This is a genomic window from Pseudomonas sp. FW305-28, from assembly GCF_017351395.1.
GTDB classification, from domain to species: domain Bacteria; phylum Pseudomonadota; class Gammaproteobacteria; order Pseudomonadales; family Pseudomonadaceae; genus Aquipseudomonas; species Aquipseudomonas fluorescens_AA.
Window position 1 is genome coordinate 1 of record NZ_JACNDD010000013.1, and the last position, 23,854, is coordinate 23,854.

At 60.5% G+C, this 23,854-nt stretch carries 17 protein-coding genes; 14 read left to right on the forward strand and 3 right to left on the reverse strand.

Annotated features, from left to right (window positions below; genetic code table 11):
• Positions 1-93: 93 nt before the first annotated feature.
• From recC to J4E53_RS05145, 6 genes are all read left to right on the forward strand, one after another.
• Positions 94-3,546, forward strand: a complete 3,453-nt coding sequence (recC, locus tag J4E53_RS05120) for an exodeoxyribonuclease V subunit gamma (RefSeq protein ID WP_103308766.1) — start codon at positions 94-96, stop codon at positions 3,544-3,546.
• Positions 3,543-7,232 carry an exodeoxyribonuclease V subunit beta gene (gene recB, locus J4E53_RS05125; protein WP_103308765.1) on the forward strand — a complete coding sequence of 1,230 codons (3,690 nt, stop codon included), beginning with the start codon at positions 3,543-3,545 and terminating at the stop codon, positions 7,230-7,232. Before recC ends, recB begins: the two co-directional genes overlap by 4 nt.
• Entirely contained in the window at positions 7,229-9,325 is a 2,097-nt protein-coding gene (gene recD / locus J4E53_RS05130) for an exodeoxyribonuclease V subunit alpha (protein ID WP_103308764.1), read from the forward strand. The genes recB and recD overlap by 4 nt, the downstream gene beginning before the upstream one ends.
• A 138-nt stretch (positions 9,326-9,463) precedes the next feature.
• Positions 9,464-10,039, forward strand: coding sequence for a YfiR family protein (locus J4E53_RS05135; RefSeq protein WP_092476378.1), 576 nt, complete (start codon positions 9,464-9,466; stop codon positions 10,037-10,039).
• Entirely contained in the window at positions 10,036-11,304 is a 1,269-nt protein-coding gene (locus J4E53_RS05140; RefSeq protein WP_060739299.1) for a diguanylate cyclase domain-containing protein, read from the forward strand. Before J4E53_RS05135 ends, J4E53_RS05140 begins: the two co-directional genes overlap by 4 nt.
• Positions 11,305-11,307: 3 nt before the next feature.
• On the forward strand, positions 11,308-11,811 hold the full coding sequence (locus J4E53_RS05145; RefSeq protein WP_060739298.1) for an OmpA family protein: 504 nt from the start codon (positions 11,308-11,310) through the stop codon (positions 11,809-11,811).
• Here the strand turns inward: J4E53_RS05145 and J4E53_RS05150 are convergent.
• Positions 11,808-12,755, reverse strand: a complete 948-nt coding sequence (locus J4E53_RS05150) for a LysR family transcriptional regulator (protein WP_103308763.1) — start codon at positions 12,753-12,755, stop codon at positions 11,808-11,810. The genes J4E53_RS05145 and J4E53_RS05150 overlap by 4 nt on opposite strands.
• 139 nt (positions 12,756-12,894) lie before the next feature.
• Here J4E53_RS05150 and J4E53_RS05155 point away from each other — a divergent pair, with 139 nt between their 5' ends.
• The 8 genes from J4E53_RS05155 to gntB all read left to right on the forward strand — a co-directional run bounded on the left by J4E53_RS05155 (position 12,895) and on the right by gntB (position 22,447).
• Entirely contained in the window at positions 12,895-14,421 is a 1,527-nt protein-coding gene (locus tag J4E53_RS05155) for a CoA-acylating methylmalonate-semialdehyde dehydrogenase (protein ID WP_092201974.1), read from the forward strand.
• Positions 14,422-14,431: 10 nt separating this feature from the next.
• The gene (gene mmsB / locus J4E53_RS05160) at positions 14,432-15,319 is read left to right on the forward strand and encodes a 3-hydroxyisobutyrate dehydrogenase (RefSeq protein ID WP_103308762.1); all 888 of its coding nucleotides are present in this window, start codon (positions 14,432-14,434) and stop codon (positions 15,317-15,319) included.
• 278 nt (positions 15,320-15,597) lie between these two features.
• A complete protein-coding gene (locus tag J4E53_RS05165) occupies positions 15,598-16,560 on the forward strand; it encodes a proline dehydrogenase family protein (RefSeq protein ID WP_103308761.1) in 963 nt (320 codons plus the stop codon).
• Positions 16,561-16,571: 11 nt separating this feature from the next.
• On the forward strand, positions 16,572-17,633 hold the full coding sequence (locus J4E53_RS05170) for a low specificity L-threonine aldolase (protein ID WP_060739290.1): 1,062 nt from the start codon (positions 16,572-16,574) through the stop codon (positions 17,631-17,633).
• On the forward strand, positions 17,630-18,934 hold the full coding sequence (locus tag J4E53_RS05175; RefSeq protein WP_103308760.1) for a hypothetical protein: 1,305 nt from the start codon (positions 17,630-17,632) through the stop codon (positions 18,932-18,934). The genes J4E53_RS05170 and J4E53_RS05175 overlap by 4 nt, the downstream gene beginning before the upstream one ends.
• A 23-nt stretch (positions 18,935-18,957) precedes the next feature.
• Complete coding sequence (locus J4E53_RS05180) at positions 18,958-20,139, forward strand: MFS transporter (RefSeq protein WP_371919215.1); 1,182 nt, start codon at positions 18,958-18,960, stop codon at positions 20,137-20,139.
• 3 nt (positions 20,140-20,142) lie between these two features.
• Entirely contained in the window at positions 20,143-21,258 is a 1,116-nt protein-coding gene (locus tag J4E53_RS05185) for an aminotransferase class V-fold PLP-dependent enzyme (protein WP_103308758.1), read from the forward strand.
• A gap of 202 nt (positions 21,259-21,460) precedes the next feature.
• Positions 21,461-22,447 (forward strand): guanitoxin biosynthesis L-arginine gamma (S) hydroxylase, encoded by a 987-nt coding sequence (gene gntB / locus J4E53_RS05190; protein WP_103308757.1) that lies wholly within the window; start codon positions 21,461-21,463, stop codon positions 22,445-22,447.
• Between the two features lie 67 nt (positions 22,448-22,514).
• Here gntB and J4E53_RS05195 read toward each other — a convergent pair whose 3' ends face one another.
• Together J4E53_RS05195 and J4E53_RS05200 are read right to left on the reverse strand one after the other, a co-directional pair.
• Positions 22,515-22,859, reverse strand: a complete 345-nt coding sequence (locus J4E53_RS05195) for a cupin domain-containing protein (RefSeq protein WP_060739285.1) — start codon at positions 22,857-22,859, stop codon at positions 22,515-22,517.
• 97 nt (positions 22,860-22,956) lie between these two features.
• The gene (locus J4E53_RS05200) at positions 22,957-23,838 is read right to left on the reverse strand and encodes a LysR substrate-binding domain-containing protein (RefSeq protein ID WP_103308756.1); all 882 of its coding nucleotides are present in this window, start codon (positions 23,836-23,838) and stop codon (positions 22,957-22,959) included.
• Between the last annotated feature and the right edge of the window lie 16 nt (positions 23,839-23,854).

Below are 23,854 nucleotides of genomic sequence, written 5' to 3' on the forward strand. Positions count from 1 at the left end.
TCTTACGACACGCTCGGACAGCTCCCGGCTGTCACAGCCCCCCGACAGTGCTAAGGTTCTGCCCTAGCTTTTGCATTTTCAAGGATGCCTTTCATGCCGGACGCAACGTCCCTTAGCCCAGCTTTCATGGTGGTTCACGGGAATCGCCTTGATGAGTTGCGCAGCCTGGTGATCAGCTTGATGCGGCGCTACCCGCTGGCTCCCCTTGAAAATGAAATCGCCCTGGTACAAAGCAACGGCATTGCCCAATGGCTCAAGCTCGCACTGGCTGAAGACCCGGAAGATGATGATTCCGGCGGCTGCGGTATTGCGGCGGCCATTGATGTGCAACTGCCGGGCAGCTTCATGTGGCAGCTGTATCGAACAGTCCTGGGGCGTGACGAGATTCCGGCCAAGTCCCTATTGGACAAGGCTCCGCTGACCTGGCGCCTGATGCGCCTGCTGCCGCAGTTGATCGAGCAGCCTCATTTCGAACCTTTGCGACGATTCCTTACCCACGACACCGACCTGCGCAAGCGCTATCAACTGTCCGAGCGCCTTGCCGATCTGTTCGACCAGTACCAGGTGTACCGGGCCGACTGGCTCGAGGATTGGGCTGAAGGTCGACACCAGACACGAAATGTCCGAGGCGAAATCAAGCCGCTCTCGCCGGCGAATTGCTGGCAAGCGGAGCTGTGGCGAGCCTTGTTGCTGGATGTGGGTGAACAAGGCATGGCGCAAAGCCGTGCCGGCGTCCACCAGCGCTACATCGAGCGTATCAACAACCTGGAAGTCGCTCCGAAAGGCTTGCCGGCGCGGGTCATCGTATTCGGTATTTCTTCGTTGCCTGCCCAGGTCCTCGAGGCGCTTGCCGGTCTTTCCCGGTTCAGCCAGGTTCTGCTCTGCGTGCATAACCCGTGTCGTCATCATTGGGCGGATATCGTCGCCGACAAGGATCTGCTGCGCCACCAATACAAGCGTCAGGCTCGCAAGACCGGCATGCCCGCCGTCCTCGATCCGCAAACCCTGCATCAACATGCCCATCCGTTATTGGCTGCCTGGGGCAAGCAGGGGCGCGACTATATCAACCTGCTCGACAGCTACGACGACCCCAACAGCTACCGCGCGGTATTTCGCGATGGGCGAATCGACCTGTTTACGGATGGGACCCCTACGACCCTGCTCAGTCAGTTGCAGGATGACATCCTGGAGCTACGCCCCCTGAACGAAACCCGGGAGCACTGGCCTGTCGTCGATACGGAGCGAGATGGCTCGATCCGCTTTCATGTGGCCCACGGCGCCCAGCGTGAAGTCGAGATTCTCCATGACCAGTTGCTGGCCCACTTCAGTGCGGATCCGACCCTGCGCCCACGGGATATCATCGTCATGGTCCCGGACATCGACAGTTATGCGCCGCACATTCGCGCGGTGTTCGGCCAGCTCGACCGGAGCGACCCTCGTTTCATTCCATTCACGCTGACTGACCAGGGCCAGCGTGGACGTGATCCATTGCTGATTGCCGTCGAGCATTTGCTCAAGCTGCCGGACAGTCGTTTCCCGGTCAGCGAAATCCTCGATCTGCTGGATGTCCCGGCGTTGCGCGAACGGTTTGGCATCGATGAGGCCGACCTGCCGACATTGCACCGCTGGATCGAAGGGGCGGGGATCCGCTGGGGGATGAGCGCCGAACACCGTGCCGGGCTGGGGCTGCCTGCGGAGCTTGAGCAGAACAGCTGGCGTTTCGGCTTGCGTCGCATGTTGCTGGGGTACGCTGTCGGCAGTTCGCAGGCCTATGACGGCATCGAGCCCTATGACGAGATCGGCGGCCTGGATGCGGCATTGATCGGTCCGCTGGTTGCGTTGCTGGATGCCCTGGAAGTCGCTCATCAGGAGCTCACCCAGCCGGCATCGCCGCAGCAATGGGGTTCGCGCCTGCACGACCTGATGCAGCTGTTTTTCCAGGCGAGCAACGAACATGACGACTATTTGCTGGCCCAACTCGAAGACTTGCGTGAAACCTGGCTGGAAACCTGTGAGTCGGTGGGGCTGCAAGATGAATTGCCGCTGACGGTGGTACGTGAAGCATGGCTGGCCGGGCTGGATCAGGGGCGACTGTCCCAACGCTTCCTGGCCGGCGCCGTCAACTTCTGTACCTTGATGCCAATGCGTGCGATCCCCTTCAAGCTGGTGTGCCTGCTGGGAATGAATGACGGTGATTACCCGCGAGCCCAGCCACCCTTGGACTTCGATCTGATGGGCGGCGATTATCGTCCGGGCGATCGTTCCCGCCGTGAGGATGACCGCTACCTGTTGTTGGAAGCGCTGCTTTCGGCCCGGGAAAAGCTGTACGTCAGTTGGGTGGGGCGCAGCATCCGCGACAACAGTGAGCGACCGGCATCGGTGTTGATCGGCCAACTGCGCGATCATCTCGCCAGTGGCTGGCGGTTGGCCGATGACAGCAAGAGTCTTCTCGATGCCCTGACCCAGGAGCATCCGCTGCAACCGTTCAGTGCGCGTTATTTCCATCAAGGTGACGAGCTGTTCAGTTACGCCAGCGAATGGCGAATGCTCCACGACACCTCCGATCACACTGACAAAATCCAGGTGCTGGCACCTTACGTCCAGGAAGAACCCTTGGGCCTCGGTCAGTTGCAGGACTTCCTGCGCAATCCTGTCCGCCATTTTTTCAGCCAGCGGCTGAAAGTATTCTTCGAAGCCATCGAGGCGCCTCTGGCCGATGACGAGCCTTTCGTGCTCGATGCGCTGCAACGCTACACCCTGAGTGACAGCCTGCTCGATGCTGCGCTGGTACGCCTGGACCAGCCAGATCTGGCCCTGGCCGCCCACGCCCAGAGACTCCAGAACAGCGGCCTGTTACCGATGGCCGGGTTCGGAGAGTGCATGCAGCGTGAGTTGATCGAGCCCTTGCCGGATCTGCTCCAGCGTTACCAACGGCTTCTGGCGTTATGGCCCACACCGCTGACCAGTGCCGTGCCTGTCAGTCTGCACTTGCAGGGCGTGAGTGTCGAAGGATGGCTCAGTGGCCTGCACCAGCGCGCCGATGGTGCGGTCCTCGCCATCACGGCTATACCCAATAGCATCGGCTCCACCAAGACCCGAAAGTGGCATCGCCTGATACGGCCCTGGGTCAACCATCTCGTGGCCTGCGCTAACGGCTTGTCGTTGACGACAGCGCTGGTGGCCAGTGATGACAGCTTGCTGTTGGCACCTTTCGAAGAGCCGGTCGCACGAAGGTTGTTGGGCGACATGCTGCAGGCTTGGCAGACCGGTATGCGCCAGCCGCTGCCGATCGCCGTGAAGACGGCTTTCGCCTGGCTCGGCCAGAGTGATCCACTCAAGGCCGAAGCCGCGGCGCGCAAAGCCTATGAGGGCGATGGACAGACGTTTGAAGGCGAACGGCGGGAGAACCCGGCCTTGGCTCGACAGTTTCCGGATTTCACGGCCTTGATGGCTGATGAAACATTCCCCGACTGGTGCGATGCGCTTTATCGGCCCTTGCTCGAAGCCCCATGGCGTTCATCGGCCGGCGAGGAGGCCCGTTCATGAGTCGGCAGACACCATTGGCCCTGGCTTTTCCGCTACGAGGCAGCCAACTGATCGAGGCCAGCGCCGGTACCGGCAAGACCTTCACCATTTCGGCGCTGTACCTGCGTCTGGTGCTGGGGCATGGCGGTTCGGTGTCCGGTTTTGGCCGCGAACTGCTTCCGCCGCAAATCCTGGTGGTGACCTTTACGGACGCTGCCACCAAGGAGTTACGTGAGCGAATTCGTACCCGTCTGGCCGAAGCCGCACGCTTCTTTCGCGACGAGATTCCAGCCCCGGATTCACTGATCGCTGCATTGCGCGATGAATTCAGTGCCGAGCAATGGCCTGGCTGCGCGAACCGGCTGGACATCGCCGCCCAGTGGATGGACGAAGCGGCCGTCTCGACCATCCATAGCTGGTGCCAGCGCATGTTGCGTGAGCATGCCTTCGACAGCGGCAGCCTGTTTACCCAGACCCTGGAAACCGACCACAGCGAATTGCTGGGCGAGGTCTTGCGTGATTACTGGCGGCTGTTCTGCTATTCGATGCAAGGCGAGGCGCTGAATTGGGTGCGTACCCATTGGGGAGGGCCGGCTGCGCTGTTGCCACGGGTGAGGGGGTTGTTTTCCAGCGAGCGTGACGACGGTGACGGGCTTGAGCCTGCCGAACTCATCGCGGCCTCCCTGCAGGAGCGCAGTGCTGCCTTGCTCGATCTCAAGGCGCCATGGCGACAGTGGGCCGTGGAACTGCTGGAAATCTGCCAGCAAGGCGTCGCCAGCAAGTCCGTCGATGGGCGCAAGATGCAGGCGCGTTACTTCGAACCGTGGTTTCAGAAAATCACCGCCTGGGTCGATGACGAAAGTCTTGAGTTGTTGGACATCGGCACCGGGTTCACGCGCCTGACCCCCGAAGGCATGGCCGAAGCCTGGAAAGGTGAAGTGCCCAGCCATCCCGGGCTGGACGCCATGGCCGGTCTCAAGGCCAGCCTGGATGCGTTGCCCACGCCAGATGCCGCCGTGTTGCAGCATGCCGCGCAATGGGTCGGGGCGCGTTTCGAAGCCGAGAAACGTCGCCGCGCCGAAATGGGCTTCGACGACATGCTGCTGCGTCTCGACGCGGCGCTGCAGGCCGACGGGGGCGAACGTCTGGCGAGCCTGATCCGTGAGCAGTTTCCGGTGGCGCTGATCGATGAGTTCCAGGACACCGACCCGGTTCAATACCGGATCTTCGAAAGCATCTACCGCATCGAAGACAACGACACTGAGACCGGACTTTTCCTGATCGGCGATCCTAAGCAGGCGATCTACGCTTTTCGCGGTGCCGACATCTACACCTACCTGCGTGCTCGCCAGGCCACCGCCGGCCGGTTGCATACGCTGGGCACGAATTTCCGTTCCAGCCATGCCATGGTGGGTGCGGTAAACCATGTCTTCCAGAAGGCCGAGTCCCGTCCGAAGGGCCGCGGTGCCTTTCTGTTCCGTGAACCTTCGGGTGAGAACCCGGTGCCGTTCCTGTCCGTTGAGTCCCAGGGGCGCAAGGAGTCCTTGCAGGTGGCAGGGCAGGCCGTTGCGGCGCTGAATATCTGGCACCTGCCGTCGGAGCAGCCGCTTTCCGGTGCGATGTACCGGCAAGCCATGGCGGCCGCCTGCGCCAGTGAGATCACGGCATTGCTCAACGGTGGCCAGTCGGGACGCGACGGTTTCACGGTCGATGGCGAAACGCTGCGCGGGTTGCGCCCGGCGGATATCGCCATCCTGGTGCGCGACGGTAAAGAAGCGCAGGCCGTGCGAGGCGAGTTGTCCGCGCGGGGCGTGCGCAGTGTCTATCTGTCCGACAAGGATTCGGTCTTCGCATCGCAAGAGGCGCGGGATTTGCTGACCTGGCTCAAGGCCTGCGCCGAGCCGGATGTGGAGCGACCGCTACGGGCAGCGCTGGCCAGCATCACGTTGAACTTGCCGCTGACGGAGCTGGAGCGCCTCAATCAGGATGAGCTGGCTTGGGAAGCCCGGGTCATGCAGTTTCGTGGTTATCGTTCGGTCTGGCGCAGCCAGGGCGTGCTGCCGATGTTGCGCCGCCTGCTGCATGATTTCGAACTGCCCCAGGCCTTGATGGCGCGTAGCGATGGCGAGCGGGTGCTGACCAACTTGCTGCACCTTTGCGAACTGTTGCAGCAGGCCGCCGGTGAACTGGATGGCGAACAAGCCTTGATCCGGCATTTGTCCGAGCACCTGGCCTTGTCCGGGCAGGCGGGGGAAGAGCAGATACTGCGCCTGGAAAGCGATGAGCAGTTGGTCAAGGTGGTCACGATCCACAAGTCCAAGGGGCTTGAATATCCGTTGGTTTTCTTGCCCTTCATCTGTTCGACGAAACCGGTGGATGGCAGTCGATTGCCGTTGCATTACCACGATGAGGCCAACAAGGCGCAGATCAGCCTCAAGCCCACCGCCGAACTGATCGCCAAGGCCGATGACGAGCGTCTGGCCGAGGACCTGCGGCTGCTCTACGTGGCACTGACCCGTGCACAACATGCCTGCTGGCTGGGTGTGGCAGACCTCAAGCGGGGCAACAACAACAGCTCGATCCTGCATGTGTCCGCACTGGGTTATCTGTTGGGCGGCGGCGTGCCGTTGGCCGAGTCGGTGGAGTTGAGGCGTTGGCTGGAAGACCTGCAACAAGGCAGTGTCGCGGTGAGTTGCCAGCCAGTGCCCGAAGCCACCGACGAGCGCTACCGGCCGCCGCGCAATGACGCTGTGTTGCTCGAACCCTTGGTGCCCTTGCGAAAAGCCAGCGAAAATTGGTGGATCGCGTCTTACAGCGCCCTGCGCATCGGCGAAAGCCTGAGCGAAGGCAGCGATACCGCGCCAGAGAATCCGCAAGCCCAGAAGTTGTTCGACGATGAGCGACTGGACCCGGACGCTCCCAGGGAGACCATCGCCCTCGGTGGCGATATTCACCGGTTTCCCCGTGGCCCCGGTCCCGGCACTTTCCTTCATGGTCTCTTGGAGTGGGCCGCCGGGGAAGGTTTTTCATCTGCGCCGACGGATATCGAGGATGCCATTGCCCGACGCTGCAATCGCCGAGGCTGGAAAGGTTGGATCATCACATTGAGCGACTGGCTGCAGCACCTGATCAAAATACCCATGCCCGTCGGCAACGACCAGGCGCCGGTGGTGCTCGAACAACTGACCCGGTTCCAGGTCGAGATGGAGTTCTGGTTCGCCAGCCACAAGGTCGATGTGCAAAAGCTTGATCAACTGGTTTGCCGGTTCACCCATGGCGGTGTGGCCCGTGTCGCGGCGGAACCGGTGCTGCTCAACGGCATGTTCAAGGGCTTCATCGATTTGACGTTCGAGCACGACGGTCGGTATTACGTGGCCGATTACAAATCCAACTGGCTGGGTGTCGATGACATGGCCTACACCGTACAGGCCATGGAACAGTCGATCCTGGACCATCGCTACGACCTGCAATACGTGCTGTACCTGTTGGCCCTGCATCGCCAGCTCAAGGCGCGACTCCCTGGTTACGACTATGACCAGCATGTCGGCGGCGCGCTCTACCTGTTCCTTCGCGGCACCCGCTCGACCAGCCAGGGCGTGTATTTCACCAAGCCGCCACGGGCCTTGATCGAACAACTGGATCGGCTGTTCCAGGGCGCGCCCGAACCCAAGGCCGAGCCGGCGTGGGTACAGGGAGAACTGCTATGAGTCGTTCCTTTGCCGACCTGCTGCCCAAGGCGTCCGACGACGAGAGCCCGGTTGGCCTGGCCCCCTTGAGCCGTGCCCAGGACCTGCTGTTGTTACTGACGCGCTGGGTCGAGCGCGGCTGGTTGCGCGCCCTGGACAAGGCATTCGTGGCGCTCCTCCATGAACTGGCGCCGGACGATGATCCCTTGGTCCTGCTCGCCGCTGCGCTGACCAGTCACCAACTGGGCCACGGGCATGTTTGCCTGGATGTGTTCGAGACCCTCAAGGAGCCGGACTTCGCCCTGTCGCTGCCTCCCGAGGGCGACCTGCAGCCAGGCGTGATGCTGTTGCCCTCGCAAATATTGCAGACACTGGACGGCACCCATTGGTGCAAGGCCCTGGCGGCCAGTCGTCTGGTGGCCCTGGCTGCGGATGAGAGCGAAGAGGCGCAGCAACGTCCGTTGGTGCTGTCTGGCAAGCGTCTTTATCTGCGCCGCTACTGGGGTTATGAACGACGGATCGACGAGGCGTTGCGCCAACGGCTGATTGACCATGAAGCGGCGCCTGGTGACCTGCGCGAGCGTTTGGACGGGCTGTTCGGACCGGCCGATGCCAACGGCCCGATCGATTGGCAGAAGCTGGCCTGCGCGCTGGCGACTCGCGGAGCCTTCAGTATCGTGACCGGCGGCCCGGGGACCGGCAAGACCACCACCGTTGTGCGCCTGCTGGCGTTGTTGCAGGCTCCGGCTGTCGAGGCCGGGAAGCCGCTGCGGATTCGCCTGGCTGCGCCCACCGGCAAGGCGGCGGCGCGCCTGACCGAGTCCATCAGCCAGCAGGTCCGGACCCTGGACGTGGATGAGGCTGTGCGCGAACGCATTCCGTGCGACGTCACGACAGTCCATCGTTTGCTGGGCAGCCGTCCCGGCACCCGGCATTTTCGTCACCATGCCGGCAATCGCTTGCCGCTGGATGTGCTGGTGGTCGATGAGGCGTCGATGATCGACCTGGAGATGATGGCCAATCTGCTGGATGCACTGCCGGCCCATGCACGGTTGGTGTTGCTGGGGGACAAGGACCAGCTGGCTTCTGTAGAGGCCGGTGCGGTGCTGGGGGATTTGTGTCGAGACGCCGAGGACGGTTGGTACAGCCCCCGGACCCGAGCCTGGCTTGAGTCGGTCAGTGGTGAGAACCTGGCGGCCAGTGACCTGCGGCAAGACCTCGACGGCACTCATCCCCTGGCGCAGCAAGTGGTGATGCTCAGGCATTCCCGACGCTTCGGCGAAGGCAGTGGGATCGGTCAACTGGCTCGCTGGGTCAACCAGCAACAGCCTGAAAAAGCCCGTCAGTTGCTGGAGCAAGGGCAATATGCCGATCTGTCCTCCCTGAAACTGGCGAGTGAGCACGACACCAAGCTGGAAAAGCTGCTGCTCGACGGCAAGCCAGAAGGGCCCCAGGGGTATCGGCATTACCTGAGCCTGTTGCGGCAGCGTCGCCCGGCCATTTCTCGTCCCTTGGAAGACGGTTGTTGGGCCGAGTGGGCTCGGGAGGTACTGGCGGCCTTCGACGAATTCCAATTGCTTTGCGCGGTGCGTAAAGGCCCGTGGGGCGTTGAAGGGTTGAACCAACGGATCACCGCGGCATTGCTCAAGGCTCGCCTTATCGATAGCGATCACCAGTGGTACGAAGGACGCCCGGTACTGATGACCCGTAATGACTATGGGCTGGGGTTGATGAATGGCGATATCGGCATTGCCCTCAAGCTGCCCGAGCGTGACGGGCCCGATGCCGGCAAACAGGTCCTGCGGGTCGCTTTCCCGCGTAATGACGGCCAGGGCGGTGTGCGTTTCGTCCTGCCCAGCCGACTCAATGACGTGGAAACCGTGTATGCCATGACGGTGCACAAATCCCAGGGTTCGGAATTCACCCATACCGCGTTGATCCTTCCGGATGCGCTCAACCCGGTCTTGACCAAGGAACTGGTGTACACCGCCATTACCCGGGGCAAGCAATGGTTCAGTCTGATCGAACCGCGAGTGGGCATTTTCGAGGAGGCGGTCCGGCGCAAGGTCAAGCGCTTGAGCGGGTTGATGCTGGAGTTGGAGCCGGCTGACTGAATCATCAGCTTTTAATGGTTCATGCCCCACGGCAATTTTGCCTGTTTCGCTCCGAAGTCTACGTAACACGCGGCCTCGCTGGCTTTTGGGCACTGTGCTATCGTTCCGGCACTTATCGTCTGGATCAAGAGATTCTCCATGAAAGTGCCTGTACGGGAGGCAGTGCGCAGCAAGGGGCGGGGGCATTTTCTGCTGGCCGGCCTTTTGTGTCTGCTGCTGCCTGTCGCGATGGCCCAGGAGCAAGTCACCACGACCCAGGCCGAGCAGCGGGCTGAAGCGGTGACCCAGGTGGTATTGGGCATTCTCAGCTACGCCCGTTGGCCCGTGGAGCCTACCCAACTGCAGCTGTGCATCGTCGGGCCTACCCAATACACCGACGATCTGGTCAAGGGCACCACCCAGGCCACGGGGCGGCCGGTGACGGTGCAGCGGCTGCTGGCCGATCATCCTGATATCGCCACCGCCTGTAACGCGGTCTACGTCGGCAGGCTGACCAACGATGAGCACACCCGTTTGTTTGCGTCCTTGATCGGCAAGCCAGTGCTGAGCATCAGCGAAGGCGGCGACCAGTGCACCGTGGGGAGCCTGTTCTGTCTGCGAGTCGGCGATGAACAAGTGTCTTTCGAGGTCAACCTCGACTCTGTGGCGCGCAGTGGTGTGCGCATCCATCCAAGTGTGCTGCAGCTTTCCCGTCGCAGGCCGGCGACGCCATGAAACAGCGCAAACCAAGGGTCCGTCCCACCCTGGGCTCGGTCATCGGTCGTGGCCATCTGATCGTCGCGCTGGTGGCCATCACCATGGCCAGTGCTTCCTTGACCTTGCTCGGCCTGCTGGCATTGCGGGTCTACGCCGATCACAACCTGCATTTGATCGCCCGTTCGATCAACTACACCGTGGAAGCGGCCGTGGTCTTCGATGATTCGGCTGCGGCCACCGAAGCACTGGCCTTGATCGCCTCCACCGAGGAAGTCGCCGATGCCCAGGTGTTGAATGAACATGGCCGTCTGTTGGCGCGCTGGCAGCGACCGCAAACCGGCCTGTTGTCGGAGCTGGAAGTTCACATTGCCAAGGCCTTCCTGGAAAAACCCATCAGCCTGCCGATCGTTCATCAAGGACAGAATATCGGCCGTATCGTGTTGGCGGGGCATGGCGGTAGCCTGTTGCGCTTTTTGCTCAGCGGCCTGGCGGGGATCATCCTGTGCACGGCGGTCAGTGCCTGGGTGGCGCTTTATCTGGCGCGGCGCCAGTTGCGTGCGATCATCGGGCCGCTGCGCAGCCTGGCCGAGGTGGCCCACGCGGCACGCAGCGAGCGAGCCCTGGACCGACGCGTGCCACCGGCCGCCATTGCTGAACTGGATAACCTGGCCAATGACTTCAACGCATTGCTCGATGAACTGGAGTCCTGGCAGACCCACCTGCAAAGCGAAAACGAAACCCTGGCGCACCAGGCCAGCCACGACAGCCTGACCGGTTTGCCGAACCGGGCGTTTTTCGAAGGCCGACTGATTCGCGCCTTGCGCAATGCCGGCAAGCTCAACGAGCAAGTGGCCGTGCTGTACCTGGACAGCGACCGGTTCAAGGGCATCAATGACAACTTCGGTCACGCCGCCGGTGATGCGGTGCTGACGGCCGTGGCGACCCGGGTTCGGGCCCAGTTGCGCGAGGATGATTTGGTCGCGCGCCTGGGGGGCGATGAATTCGCCGTGCTGCTGGCGCCCCTGCACAAGGCCGAGGATGCCGAGCGGATCGCTGAAAAAATCATCGCCAGCATGGAGATGCCGATTCAATTACCCGGCAACGCCTCCGTGCTGACCTCCCTCAGTATCGGCATTGCCGTCTACCCGGATCATGGTGACACACCGGGCACCTTGCTCCATGCCGCCGACGCGGCAATGTACCAAGCCAAACGCCTCGCTCGAGGCGGTCAACATACGGCGGGGTCGGATCACTCCGTCGCTGATTTTCAAACCAGGAGCTGACTCGTGCGTTCATACCCTCAATTTTCCCTGCGCTGGTTCGCGGCGCTGTTCTTGCTTGCCATCCTGGCGCTGAGTGGTTGCCAGACGGCACCGCCGAAAGGCCTGACCCCGGCGCAAATTGCCGTACTCAAGCAACAAGGCTTCGAATTGACCGACGATGGCTGGGCCTTCGGTTTGTCGGGCAAGGTGTTGTTCGGCAGCGATATGGAAAATCTCAACCCGGCCAGTACCGAAATCGTCGAGCGCATCGGCAAGGCGTTGCTGGGCGCGGGCATCGAGCGCGTACGCGTCGATGGTCATACCGACGCCTCGGGCTCCCAGGCTTACAACGAACAACTGTCGATGCGCCGGGCTGCCAGCGTGAGCAAGGTGCTGACAAGCGTTGGCATGCGCGAAGAAAACGTCCAGCTGCGCGGCCTGGGCAGCAGCAACCCGGTCGCCTCCAATGACACACCCAGCGGCCGCACCGAAAACCGCCGCGTCGCCATCGTGGTCATCGCCGACTAGTCGGCGAACACCATCTCCCGGCTTTCACCCATCAACAATGGTTGATTCTGTTCAGTCACCTCGCGGATGTAATCCCACAACAACGTAATTCGTTTGAGCTTGCGCAGGTCTTCCCGGCAGTACATCCAGAACTGCCGGGTGACAGTGATTTCCTCCGGCAGCACCGGCAATAGCCGTGGGTCCTGGGCGGCGAGGAAGCAGGGCAGGATCGCCAGCGAGCGCCCTTGCTGCGCGGCCACGAATTGCGCGATCACGCTGGTGCTGCGCAGGTGGGCGTTGGCACCGGGCAGGACGTTGGCCAGGTAGAGCAATTCGGAACTGAACGCCAGGTCATCCACGTAGCTGATGAACGAATGCTTGCCCAGGTCGGCCGGGCGCTGGATCGGTGGGTGATTGTCCAGGTAGGGCTGGGTGGCATAGAGCTGCAGCCGGTAGTCGCACAATTTGCAGCACACATAGGGGCCATGTTCGGGGCGTTCGAGGGCGATGACGATGTCGGCTTCGCGCTTGGAAAGGCTGATGAAGTGCGGCAGCGGCAGGATGTCCACCGAAATGGCCGGGTAGGCGTCGACGAAATGGCTCAGTTGCGGGGTGATGAAGAAGCTGCCGAAGCCTTCGGTGCAGCCCATGCGTACATGGCCGGACAGCGCGACGCCAGAGCCTGAGACCTGTTCGCAGGCCATGTGCAGGGTGCTTTCGATCGATTCGGCGTACCCCAGCAGGCGCTGGCCTTCAGCTGTCAGGACAAAACCGTTGGTCCGGGATTTCTCGAACAGCAGCGTGCCCAGCGAGGCTTCCAGCGAGCTGATGCGTCGCGACACCGTGGTGTAGTCGACGGCCAGGCGCTTGGCGGCCGTGCTGGCCTTGCGGGTGCGGGCCACTTCGAGGAAAAACTTGAGGTCGTCCCAATTCAGCGACCCCAGGGAGGTGATGTTTTTTTGCATGATGGACCGGCTTTTATGTGCATTCTTATTAGAAGTTTGCACATCTATACTCCAAAAACCGTCTCATCACCATGCGTGCCCGTGCACCTTGGTCTTTGCTGAACCAGCGCTCTCTATAAGAACAATCCCGGAGGCCAGCATGAACGTTTCCCTTACGCCCAGCGACACCACCCTGCAAACCGTCAGACTGCTGATCGATGGCGAATGGGTTGAATCCCAATCCAGCGAATGGCACGACATCGTCAACCCGGCTACCCAACAGGTGTTGGCGAAGGTTCCATTCGCTACGGCGTCGGAAGTCGATGCCGCCATCGCCGCTGCCCAGCGTGCGTTCCAGACCTGGAAACTGACGCCCATCGGTGCGCGGATGCGCATCATGCTCAAGCTCCAGGCGTTGATCCGCGAACATTCCAAGCGCATCGCCGCGGTGCTCAGCGCCGAACAGGGCAAGACCATCGCTGACGCCGAGGGCGATATTTTCCGCGGCCTGGAAGTGGTCGAGCACGCCTGTTCCATCGGCACCCTGCAGATGGGCGAGTTTGCCGAGAACGTCGCCGGTGGCGTGGACACCTACACGCTGCGCCAACCGATCGGGGTGTGCGCGGGCATTACGCCGTTCAACTTCCCGGCGATGATTCCGCTGTGGATGTTCCCGATGGCCATCGCCTGCGGCAACACCTTTGTGCTCAAGCCGTCGGAACAGGATCCGCTGTCGACCATGCTGCTGGTGGAACTGGCCATCGAGGCCGGCGTGCCGGCGGGTGTGCTCAACGTGGTGCACGGCGGCAAGGACGTGGTGGATGCGCTCTGCACCCACAAGGACATCAAGGCGGTTTCCTTCGTCGGTTCGACGGCGGTCGGCACCCACGTGTATGACCTGGCGGGTCGCCATGGCAAGCGCGTGCAGTCGATGATGGGGGCCAAGAACCACGCGGTGGTGTTGCCCGATGCCAATCGTGAGCAGACTCTCAACGCCCTGGTCGGCGCCGGTTTTGGCGCGGCTGGCCAGCGCTGCATGGCCACCTCCGTGGTGGTGCTGGTGGGCGCGGCCAAACAATGGTTGCCGGAGCTCAAGGCCCTGGCGCAGAAGCTCAAGGTCAACGCCGGCAGTGAGCCGGGCACCGACGTTGGTCCGGTGATTTCCAAGCGGGCCAAGGCGCGGATTCTCGAGTTGATCGAGAGCGGCGTGAAGGAAGGCGCGAAGCTGGAGCTCGATGGCCGTGGCATCAGCGTGCCGGGCTTCGAGCAGGGCAATTTTGTCGGTCCGACCCTGTTTTCCGGCGTGACCACCGAGATGCGCATCTACACCGAGGAAATCTTCGGCCCAGTGCTGGTGGTGCTGGAAGTCGACACCCTGGATCAGGCGATTGCCCTGGTCAACGCCAACCCATTCGGCAACGGCACCGGCCTGTTCACCCAGAGCGGTGCGGCGGCGCGCAAATTCCAGAGCGAAATCGACGTTGGCCAGGTGGGCATCAACATCCCGATCCCGGTGCCGGTGCCGTTCTTCAGCTTCACCGGTTCCCGTGGTTCGAAACTCGGCGACCTCGGCCCGTACGGCAAACAAGTGGTGCAGTTCTACACTCAGACCAAGACCGTGACCGCGCGCTGGTTCGATGATGACAGCGTCAATGACGGTGTGAACACCACCATCAATTTGCGTTAAGGAGCCGGACATGAACATCGCATTTATCGGCCTGGGCAACATGGGCGCCCCCATGGCGCGCAACCTGCTCAAGGCCGGCCATTCGCTGAACCTGTTCGACCTGAACCAGACGGTGCTGGCCGAGCTGGCGGCATTGGGCGGCACCGTCAGTGCCTCGCCTCGCGACGCGGCCCAGGGCGCCGGGCTGGTGATCACCATGCTGCCGGCCGCCGCCCATGTGCGTAGCGTCTGGCTGGGTGAGGACGGTGTGCTGGCCGGTATCGCCGCTGGCACGCCGGCGGTGGATTGCAGCACCATCGATCCACAGACCGCTCGCGACGTGGCGGCTGCCGCTGCGAAACAAGGGGTGGCGATGGCCGATGCGCCCGTTTCGGGCGGCACCGGCGGTGCGGCGGCGGGTACGTTGACCTTCATGGTCGGCGCCACGGCTGAGTTGTTCGCCACCTTGCAACCGGTGTTGGCGCAAATGGGCCGTAACATCGTGCACTGTGGCGAAGTCGGCACCGGGCAGATCGCCAAGATCTGCAACAACCTGCTGCTGGGCATTTCCATGGTGGGCGTCAGCGAGGCCATGGCGCTGGGCGATGCCTTGGGGATCGACACCCAGGTGCTGGCCGGGATCATCAACAGCTCGACGGGTCGTTGCTGGAGTTCGGACACCTACAACCCGTGGCCGGGCGTGATCGAAACGGCGCCGGCGTCCCGTGGCTACACGGGTGGCTTTGGCGCCGACCTGATGCTCAAGGACCTTGGCCTGGCGACCGAAGCCGCGCGGCAGGCCCATCAGCCGGTGGTGTTGGGGGCGGTGGCGCAGCAGTTGTACCAGGCGATGAGCCAGCGGGGCGAGGGCGGCAAGGATTTTTCGGCGATTGTTAACAGCTATCGCAAGCCGCAATAAGCGTGCAATGAGCGAGGGAGCAAGCTCCCTCGCCACACAATCTCCTGTTCAAGCCGCTCGCTTCGCTGGCCTGGGAAATAAGCTGGCTGGGCGAGATTTGCCGTGAAGCTGTAATAAACGATAGTTAGTATGAAATTGTCTTGAGTGTCTGTGGTTTCATATATATGAAACGTTGTGAGTGATAACGAGTTGTTATAGTTGTGGAGCCTTGACAGAAAAAAATCGTTGCACAATACTCGGCGCTCAGGACGAGCAATCATTATCAAGGAGCGATACCCATGCCTTCGCAGGATACGTGCGTACTTATATCTGCTGCCCTTAAAAAGTTGGCGCTCAATCAAGAATGTCGTGACGCCTTCAGCAAAGACTCGTTGTTCTTCAAGTTATTCGAGCAAGCGGCCCACCGCTATATCGTCTCTTCCGATCGAGAAGAGCTCGCTGGAAAACTCCAATTACTCCACGACAAAGGCTATCGACTCGGCGTTGAGTATGTCGGCGAGGAGAACCATGATCCGCGCGTGGTGCAGGCCTTCGTCGATGAATACCTGAAGTCTATCCAGACGTTCGCCAAGGCCGGACTAACACCGCAATTGGGGTTTGATCTAAGTGCCGTGGGCATGCTCATTTCCCAGGAAACGGCCTATCGCAACGCCGCCACTATCCTGTCTGCTGCCGCAGAACATAATATTTCCGTGATGATTAGCATGGAGCATTCTTCGGCGGTCGATAAGATCCTCGAAGTTTATTCCCAACTGGCGCCCGATCATTCCAATATTGGTCTAACAGTACAGGCGCACTTGCATAGAACGCTTGATGATTTACCCGCAATCATTGGGTATGGTCGTAAGATTCGATTGGTTAAAGGTGTATATAACGAAGCGCGTGAAATAGCCCTCCCCCGTGGTACAGAACTGGATGAGCGCTATTTGACATTACTCGCCGAACTTCTCGAGGCCAACATCGCGGTCAGTTGCGCGACGCAGGACCCCAACCTGATCAAGCGCATTTTCGAGCAGGGTTACCACTCGCAGATCCAGGAACTGGAAATGCTCCACGGTGTGCAACCCGAGACGTTGCGTAAAGCCAAGGAGGCCGGGCTGGTCTGTCGTATCGCGGCGGTTTATGGCGACAGCTGGTACCTGCATTTTCTGCATCGGCTCGCCGAGTCGCCTGAAAACGTCCTGGAGTCCCTCGCTGACTTCTACGATCCCTCTCGCATCGTCTTTGGCGCAGGTTACTAACGGAGCAATTTATGTTTATCGATCTGAGAAGCGACACGGTAACCAAGCCAACGGAAGGCATGCGCAAGGCGATTTATCAGGCTGAAGTGGGTGATGACTGCTTCGGTGAAGACCCGACGGTGCGGGCACTGGAGGAGTACTGCGCCAATTACTTCCAGAAGGAAGCGGCGCTGTTCACCTCGGGCGGCACCTTGAGCAACCAGTTGGCGATCAAGGCACTGACGAACCCGGGCGACGAGATATTCCTCGACGCTTCGTACCACATCAATTTCTATGAGTCGGCCTCGACGTCGGCTTTTTCAGGGGTCAACTTTTCGCTGTCCAACCACGACAACGGCCTGTTCGACGTCGCTGACCTGGAAAAACTCCACGCCTCCAAATGCCGCTGGAGTCAGAACTATGCCTTGCCGCGGGTGGTGGTGATCGAAAACACCCTCGGCTGCAAAGGCGGGGACATCTTTCCGCTGCAACAAATGAACGATGTCTTTGCTTACGCCAAGGATATCGGTGCCTATCGTTATCTCGATGGCGCACGCATTCTCCATGCGTCGATTGCCTCCGGTATCGATGTGACTTCATACACCGACAACGCTGATCTGCTTTCCATGTGCCTGTCGAAGGGATTGGGGGCGCCGATCGGTTCGATCATGGTGGGTTCGCAAGAACTGATACTGCGCGCCAAAAAATATCGCAAATGGTTCGGTGGTGATTTGCACCAGGCCGGCATGATGGCGGCGGCCGGGCTTTATGCGATGCAAAACCACGTCGAGCGGTTGGCCGACGACCATGAGCACGCGGCGTTGCTGCACCAGTTGCTCAATGACATCGACGAGGCGCCTGCGCGCTACAAGGGCACGAACATGGTCACCCTGGACATTTCCGCGCTGGGTGTCGCGCCGGTGCAGTTCGCCGCTCTTCTGCGTCAGAAAGGGGTGGGGGGCTTGCCTTATAACGCCAGGGAAATGCGCTTCATGCCGCATCTCAACATCAGCCGCGACGATATTCATAAAGCCGCCGGGATTATCAAGGCTACCGTCCGCGAACTCAGCCGTGCCCCGGAGACGATCAAGTGATCTATAAGAAAAACATTGTGCTGATCGTGGATGCCTATTCGATCGGCAGCCTCATCGCGCCCGCCTTTATTTCCCGTGGATTCGAATGCGTGCACGTGCGTTCCACCGCCAATGTCAACGCCTTCTACAAGTCCTGGCTCCGGCCGGCCGACTTTATCCAGGACGTTCTCTATCACTCTGACGCCGAGCTGCAGCAGGCATTATCCGATTACTCGGTGCAGTTCGTGCTGGCCGGCTGCGAGTTTGGCGTTGAGCTGGCTGCGCATCTGGCGGGCCTGTTCGATATCCCTCGCCGCAATGATCCGGCGCACGCTGTTCGCTGGCGCGACAAGTTCGAAATGCATGAAGCCTTGCAGCGGGCGGGTGTGCGCTCGATCAAGCATTTCAAGTCGGATTCGCTGGCAGCGATTCTGGAGTGGGTAAAAGAACAACGCATCCTGCCGGTGGTGTTGAAGCCGATCAAAAGTGCCGGATCCGACAATATTCATATCTGTACGCAGGAACGCGAAGTCGAACAGGCCTTCGAGGTCATCAAGTCGAGCCAGAACCTGTTCCTTGAAAGCAACGAGGAAATCCTGGTCCAGCAGTATCTGGACAATTCGGATTTCAACTCGGAGTTGTCGGCGAGTAAATCCACGGACGTGGACATCGAATACTGCGTCAATACCGTGAGTGTCGACGGCCAGCACTATGTCAGCGAAATCATCCGGGTGTACCGCACTCGGATTGGCGATTCGCCCGTGCACGACTACAACCAGCTGATGTGCCCGGTGGACAATGCCGACGTCTACCGTCGCCTGTCGCAATACATTTTTTCCGTGCTCGATGCACTGGGTATCCAGCAGGGTGTCGGTCACAGCGAACTGATGATTGTCGACGACGAACCGGTGTTGCTTGAAACCGCGGCACGCATGCCGGGCGGCATCGACCTGTCGGCCTATACCCGGGCCTTGGGGCATAACCAGTTGAGCCTGTGGATCGATTCGTTGATCAACCCCCAGGCCTTTCTCGATTACCGGCAGCGCCCGAGAAACAAGCTTTATTTCCATTCCAGCTGCGTGTTCCTGATCGCTCGACAGGCCGGGCCCATCAAGCGTGCGCCAGACCTCGCCCGGTGGAAAGCGATCCCGGGCGTACACAGCATCAAGATTCAGGACGAAGGGGCGCTCAAGGAAACCGTTTCCCTGGAGAACTGCCCGGGCCACGTGTTCATTCTCGACCGTGACCGTGCAGCCATTCAGAAGAGCATCGAGTTGCTGCGCGAGGACGAACCCGGCGTGTACAGGGAAATGTTGTCATGAAAGACGTGTCGGGAGAGCTGGCGGTGCAGGGTGGATTCAAGGTGTATACCCGGCCCGTGGTTCTGCTGCTGTCGGCGACGTTCATCCTGACCGTTGCCCGGGCCCTGGCCTTGCCTTATCTGGTGGTTTATTTCTCCCAGGCCTTTGGCCTGGGGGTCACCGATATCGGTCTTGTGGTGGGCGGCGCGCTGATCGTCAGCTCCATCCTGGGTGTCTACGGCGGTTTTCTGGTGGACCGGTTTTCCAACTACCGGATCCTGCTCGGTGCCGCCACGCTGTTTGCCCTGGCGTTTGCCGTGGCTTATCAGGTGGCCAGCCTGGTGCCGTTCATCATCGCTATCGTGGTGGTCAACCTCGCCTATGCGGTGATCGACATCGCGGTGAAATCAGGCATAGGTTTCCTGGTGACGGTGGACAAGCGGGCGAGCGTGTTTTCCATGAAGTACACGCTGACCAACGTCGGTTATGCCATCGGCCCTTTCCTGGGTGTGCTGTGCGCGAAAATCAGTCCCGGCCTGCCGTTTGCGGTCTCGGCCTTGATCGGGGTGGCTTTTGTCGTGTTGTACAGCGGGATGGGGGCACGGCTTCCTCGTGGAGAAGGCGTAGAGCGGCCGAATCATGATTTTGCCCGCGTGCTGGTCCATTTGGTGCGTAACTACAAGCTGGTGTGTTTTACGATCGGAGGCGTTCTCAGCGCTGTCGTGTTCGGTCAGTTCACGGCCTATTTGTCGCAATACCTGATCGTGACCAGCACGCCGGAGAACACCTACAAGATCATCAACTATCTGGTCACCACCAATGCTTGCGTGGTGATCGGTTTGCAATACCTGGTCGGCTCCAGGATCAACCAGAATAATCTGTTCCGGATGTTGATGCTGGGCATGTTGTTTTTCGTGGTGGGCCTGATGGGGTTTTGTTACGCACAGACTCCGCTGGCCTGGGTATTGGCCATGATCGTTTTTACCGTGGGTGAAATCATCATTATCCCGGTGGAATACCTGTTCATCGATTACATCGCCCCGGAGGATATGCGCGGCGTTTACTACGGTGCGCAAAACCTGTCCAACCTGGGGGCCGCGCTGGGGCCGGTGCTATGCGGTGTTGCCCTGTCGCTCTTTGCACCTTGGGCGGTGTTCTACCTGTTATCCATGTGCGTGGTCGTGGCCAGTCTGTTTTATTTCCTGGGTTCAAGGCGTGAGAGGTGATTGATGATTCACTTCAATACGGCGGGTTCGGGGCTGATGTCTGCCGAGACGCTGAAGCTGATGCAACGTTATCTGCAGGACGAGTTCGAGTCGGGGGCTTATGAAACCGAATTGAATTACGCCCCTGTGCTGGACGTTGAGGTCTATGAAAACATTGCCCGGCTGCTGGGCGCCGATGTGCGTAACGTGGCGCTTTTCGATGGGGCGACCAAGGCTTGGGTGACCGCGCTGGAGGCATTGACCTGGTCCGAAGGCGCACGTGTTCTGGTCACGCCCTACGAATACGCGGGCAACTTGATCGCACTTGCAACATTGCAGCGCCTGCATGGGGTGGTGGTTGAAGTGATGCCGCTGCTGGCCGATGGCAACCTCGACCTGCAATGGCTGGCCCGGCACATGAGCGCCGAGGTCAAGTTGGTCTCGATCGTCCATGTCCCTTCTTGCTGTGGCATCGTGAATGACATCGAGGCGGTGGGGAATATCCTGCGCGACTACTCGGCCTGGTACTTTGTCGATGCCTGTCAATCGGCGGGCATGCTGGCGCTGGACGTGGGCGCCGCCGGCTGCGATGTGTTGACGGCTGCCGGCAGAAAGTTCCTGTGTGGTCCAAGGGGAACAGGGTTTGCCTACCTGTCCGAGCGTTTCCTGGCCACCGCGCAGCCTCGTTTCACTGACCTGGGCCGGGCCACGGTCGATGTCAGCGGCGTCGTCACGCGAGGGGTGGGAGATGCCCGCTGTTTTGAATATGCCGAGCGTAACAACGCGGCCGTAGTGGGTTTGAACCAGGCGATCAAAGAGCGCCTGTCGAGCGCCTACGGGGCGGAGTCCGAGCTCTATCGAGTGCTGTTCCGGCGTCTGGCAGAGACCCCCGGTGTCAACTTGATTGCTCCGGGCACTCACCATCAGGGCATCATCGCGTTCACCCATGAGCGTCGTTCGGCGACAGAACTCGTCAGTTATCTGCGGGCCCGAGGTATCAACGCTTGGCCGGGATATGCATCGCATACGCCGTACTTCATGTTGGCGCAGGGGCATGAGCGTTTTGTGCGCGTTTCCATCAATGGGAGGAACAACGCTCAAGACGTGGATGAGTTCATCGCGGTACTGACCGAGTTGTAAATGACCAATGAGGCAATCAATAGCCTGTAAATAAAAAGTCTATATCGTGCGGTTTGTCGCAATGGAATGTGCGTCGTGTGCCTGGCAGGTGACCGTCTGCGGCAGTGGTACTGCATTAATTGTTTTGTCCGGGGAAGTAATCAAGGTTGCGCAGGCGTTTCGCGCCTGTATTCATCACTTCGAGTTACGAAAGGGAATTCCGATGAACGATGTGAACAGGTTTAATCCTTCTGCTGCACTCAGGCTGCGTCTGCGGCCTTTGTACAAAAAAGACAATTGGCACTGGCTGGTTGCCCTGGGTGCGGATCTTCTGATCATTGTCTCGGCGATATTTCTAGCCAATCGCTATAACGCGCTTTATCCGCTGGCATTGTTATTCATTGGCTCTCGGCAGCGGGCACTTGCCTCGCTTTTGCACGAAGCGGCGCATATGACGTTGGCTCAAAGCAAGGCGCTTAACAAATGGGTCGGTGAGTATTTGTTGGCCTACCCCATCTTCCAGGACTATGAAGCCTATCGTCGATCCCATGTGCAGATGCACCACCACCATCTGGGCGACAAGCTGAAGGATCCCGATCATCGTTTCTACATCGAGTCGGGTTTGTACGAGGCTCAGGACCGTCTGGACTTCCTGTTCCGTCATTTGTTCAGGAGCGTGACGCTGGTCAACACCTACAAGTACTTCCTTTATCTGGTCAAGAACCGGGCGGGGGACATCCTGGCCAATCCGTTACAGGGCTTGAAGCTTCTGGCGGTTCATGGCGCCATGTTGTTGCTCTTCAATTACTTTGTCGGCCCGTGGGCTTATGTCCTGTTCTGGTTGGTTCCTTACTTCACGGTGTTCCAGGTGATTGGCTGGCTCTCCGAGATTTCCGAGCACTTCGGCATGTTCGGGGTGTACCAGGATGAGGTGCAGTTGACGCGCAATCGTTTCCCCACGCCGGTCGAGCGATTGTTTATCGGTATGCATGGCGATAACTATCATCTGACGCACCACCTGTTTGCCGGCGTGCCGTTCTGGAACCTGAAGCAGGCGCACCAGATATTGATGGAGGATGAAAGTTATGCGGCGGCCAATCGGGGGTGTGGCGGCATTTTCACTGCGAAAGGGGAGGCCCGATCGAGCCTGCATCAGATATTCGAGGCGTATCGCAGCGGTAAAATCAGCACCGTCGACGTGACGGCATAGCGGGCGGTCATGCTGCGCTGTGCTCCAGGCGCGCCTTTGAGCACAGCGTATCGGTCAAGCGCGTTCGTCAGGCGAAGACGAAGTATTTGCGCACGGTCTCGACCACTTCCCACGTGCCTTTCATGCCTGGCTCGATGACGAAGATGTCACCGGCGCGCAGATGGATCGGCTCCAGGCCCTCTGGGGTGATGATGCAGTAGCCTTCCTGGAAATGGCAGTACTCCCACTTCACGTATTCCACATACCATTTGCCGGGTGTGCAGATCCAGGTGCCCATGATCTTGCTGCCGTCTTCGCTGGTGTAGGCGTTGAGGTTGACGGTGTGCGGGTCGCCTTCGAGTTTTTCCCATTTGCAGGCATCGAGTACGGGCAGCGGATGGGTGTCGCGCAGGACGGTGATGGGGGCGGTCATGTGAACTCCGAAAGGGGCGGAAGAGAACAGGCACCCTAACGCGTGGCCTGGGCGGATAGATGCCTGTGGTCGACATCGAGCTATCCAGAAGCGCGCATCAATCGGCCAGATGTCGAGCCAGGGCCGTGGCGTAGGCCGGCAAACCGTCGAAGTGGCGGGCGCACAGCAGCAGCGCCCGGTGGGTCCAGGCCTCTTGCAGCGGGACGCAGTGATACGAAGGCTCGGGCGGGCGCCGGTCGATGGCCGCCTTCGGCACGATGGCAATGCCTGCACCATGGGCCACCATGCGAATCATGCCGTCGAAACCATCGGCGCGAATGCGGATTTGCATGCGCGAGCCGATGTGCAGGGCCTGTTCTTCCAGGTGAATCGCCAGGGCACTGGAGGCGTTCAGGCCGACATAGTCGTGGCTGAGGGTCTCGCTGAAACGCACGGCTCGACCGTCAGCCAGTGGGTGCCCGGTCGGTAGGATCAAGACCAGTGGATCGTCGCGAAACGGCCAGGCCTGAAGGCCGTGGGTGTCCACCGCGTCGGAAACGATCCCCAGGTCCGCCGCGCCCTGGCGCAGCGCATGGGTGATCCGTGAGCTGGGTAATTCCTGCAGGTCGATGTCGAGGTTGGGATGGGTCTTGAGAAAACCGGCCAGCAGTTCGGGCAGGTACTCGGTCATGGCGCTGGTGTTGCACAACAATCGCACCCGGCCTTTGACGCCCTTGGCGTATTCGGCCAGGTCCTGTTGCAGGCGTTCGGCCTGTTGCAACAGGACTCGGGCGTGCTCGGCCAGGGCCCTGCCAGCCGGCGTTGGGGCTACGCCACGCCGTCCGCGCTCAAGCAGGTCGATGCCCAGGGAGGCTTCCATGGCCCGGACCCGCGCACTGGCCGCGGCCAGGGACAAATGGCTGCGGGCCGCACCGGCGGTGATGTTGCCGGTGTCGAGGATGTTCAGGTAGAGGCGCAGGTCGGTGAGGTCGAAGTGCATGGGCGGGTGATCCTGT

Excerpts from the sequence above, each read along its gene's own strand:
- recB (WP_103308765.1), top strand. The coding sequence starts at position 3,543 with ATGAGTCGGCAGACACCATTGGCCCTGGCTTTTCCGCTACGAGGCAGC.
- mmsB (WP_103308762.1), top strand. The coding sequence starts at position 14,432 with ATGAACATCGCATTTATCGGCCTGGGCAACATGGGCGCCCCCATGGCG.
- J4E53_RS05195 (WP_060739285.1), bottom strand. The coding sequence starts at position 22,859 with ATGACCGCCCCCATCACCGTCCTGCGCGACACCCATCCGCTGCCCGTA.
- J4E53_RS05165 (WP_103308761.1), top strand. The coding sequence starts at position 15,598 with ATGCCTTCGCAGGATACGTGCGTACTTATATCTGCTGCCCTTAAAAAG.
- J4E53_RS05185 (WP_103308758.1), top strand. The coding sequence starts at position 20,143 with ATGATTCACTTCAATACGGCGGGTTCGGGGCTGATGTCTGCCGAGACG.
- J4E53_RS05140 (WP_060739299.1), top strand. The coding sequence starts at position 10,036 with ATGAAACAGCGCAAACCAAGGGTCCGTCCCACCCTGGGCTCGGTCATC.
- gntB (WP_103308757.1), top strand. The coding sequence starts at position 21,461 with ATGAACGATGTGAACAGGTTTAATCCTTCTGCTGCACTCAGGCTGCGT.
- recC (WP_103308766.1), top strand. The coding sequence starts at position 94 with ATGCCGGACGCAACGTCCCTTAGCCCAGCTTTCATGGTGGTTCACGGG.
- J4E53_RS05200 (WP_103308756.1), bottom strand. The coding sequence starts at position 23,838 with ATGCACTTCGACCTCACCGACCTGCGCCTCTACCTGAACATCCTCGAC.
- J4E53_RS05155 (WP_092201974.1), top strand. The coding sequence starts at position 12,895 with ATGAACGTTTCCCTTACGCCCAGCGACACCACCCTGCAAACCGTCAGA.
- J4E53_RS05150 (WP_103308763.1), bottom strand. The coding sequence starts at position 12,755 with ATGCAAAAAAACATCACCTCCCTGGGGTCGCTGAATTGGGACGACCTC.
- J4E53_RS05135 (WP_092476378.1), top strand. The coding sequence starts at position 9,464 with ATGAAAGTGCCTGTACGGGAGGCAGTGCGCAGCAAGGGGCGGGGGCAT.
- J4E53_RS05170 (WP_060739290.1), top strand. The coding sequence starts at position 16,572 with ATGTTTATCGATCTGAGAAGCGACACGGTAACCAAGCCAACGGAAGGC.
- recD (WP_103308764.1), top strand. The coding sequence starts at position 7,229 with ATGAGTCGTTCCTTTGCCGACCTGCTGCCCAAGGCGTCCGACGACGAG.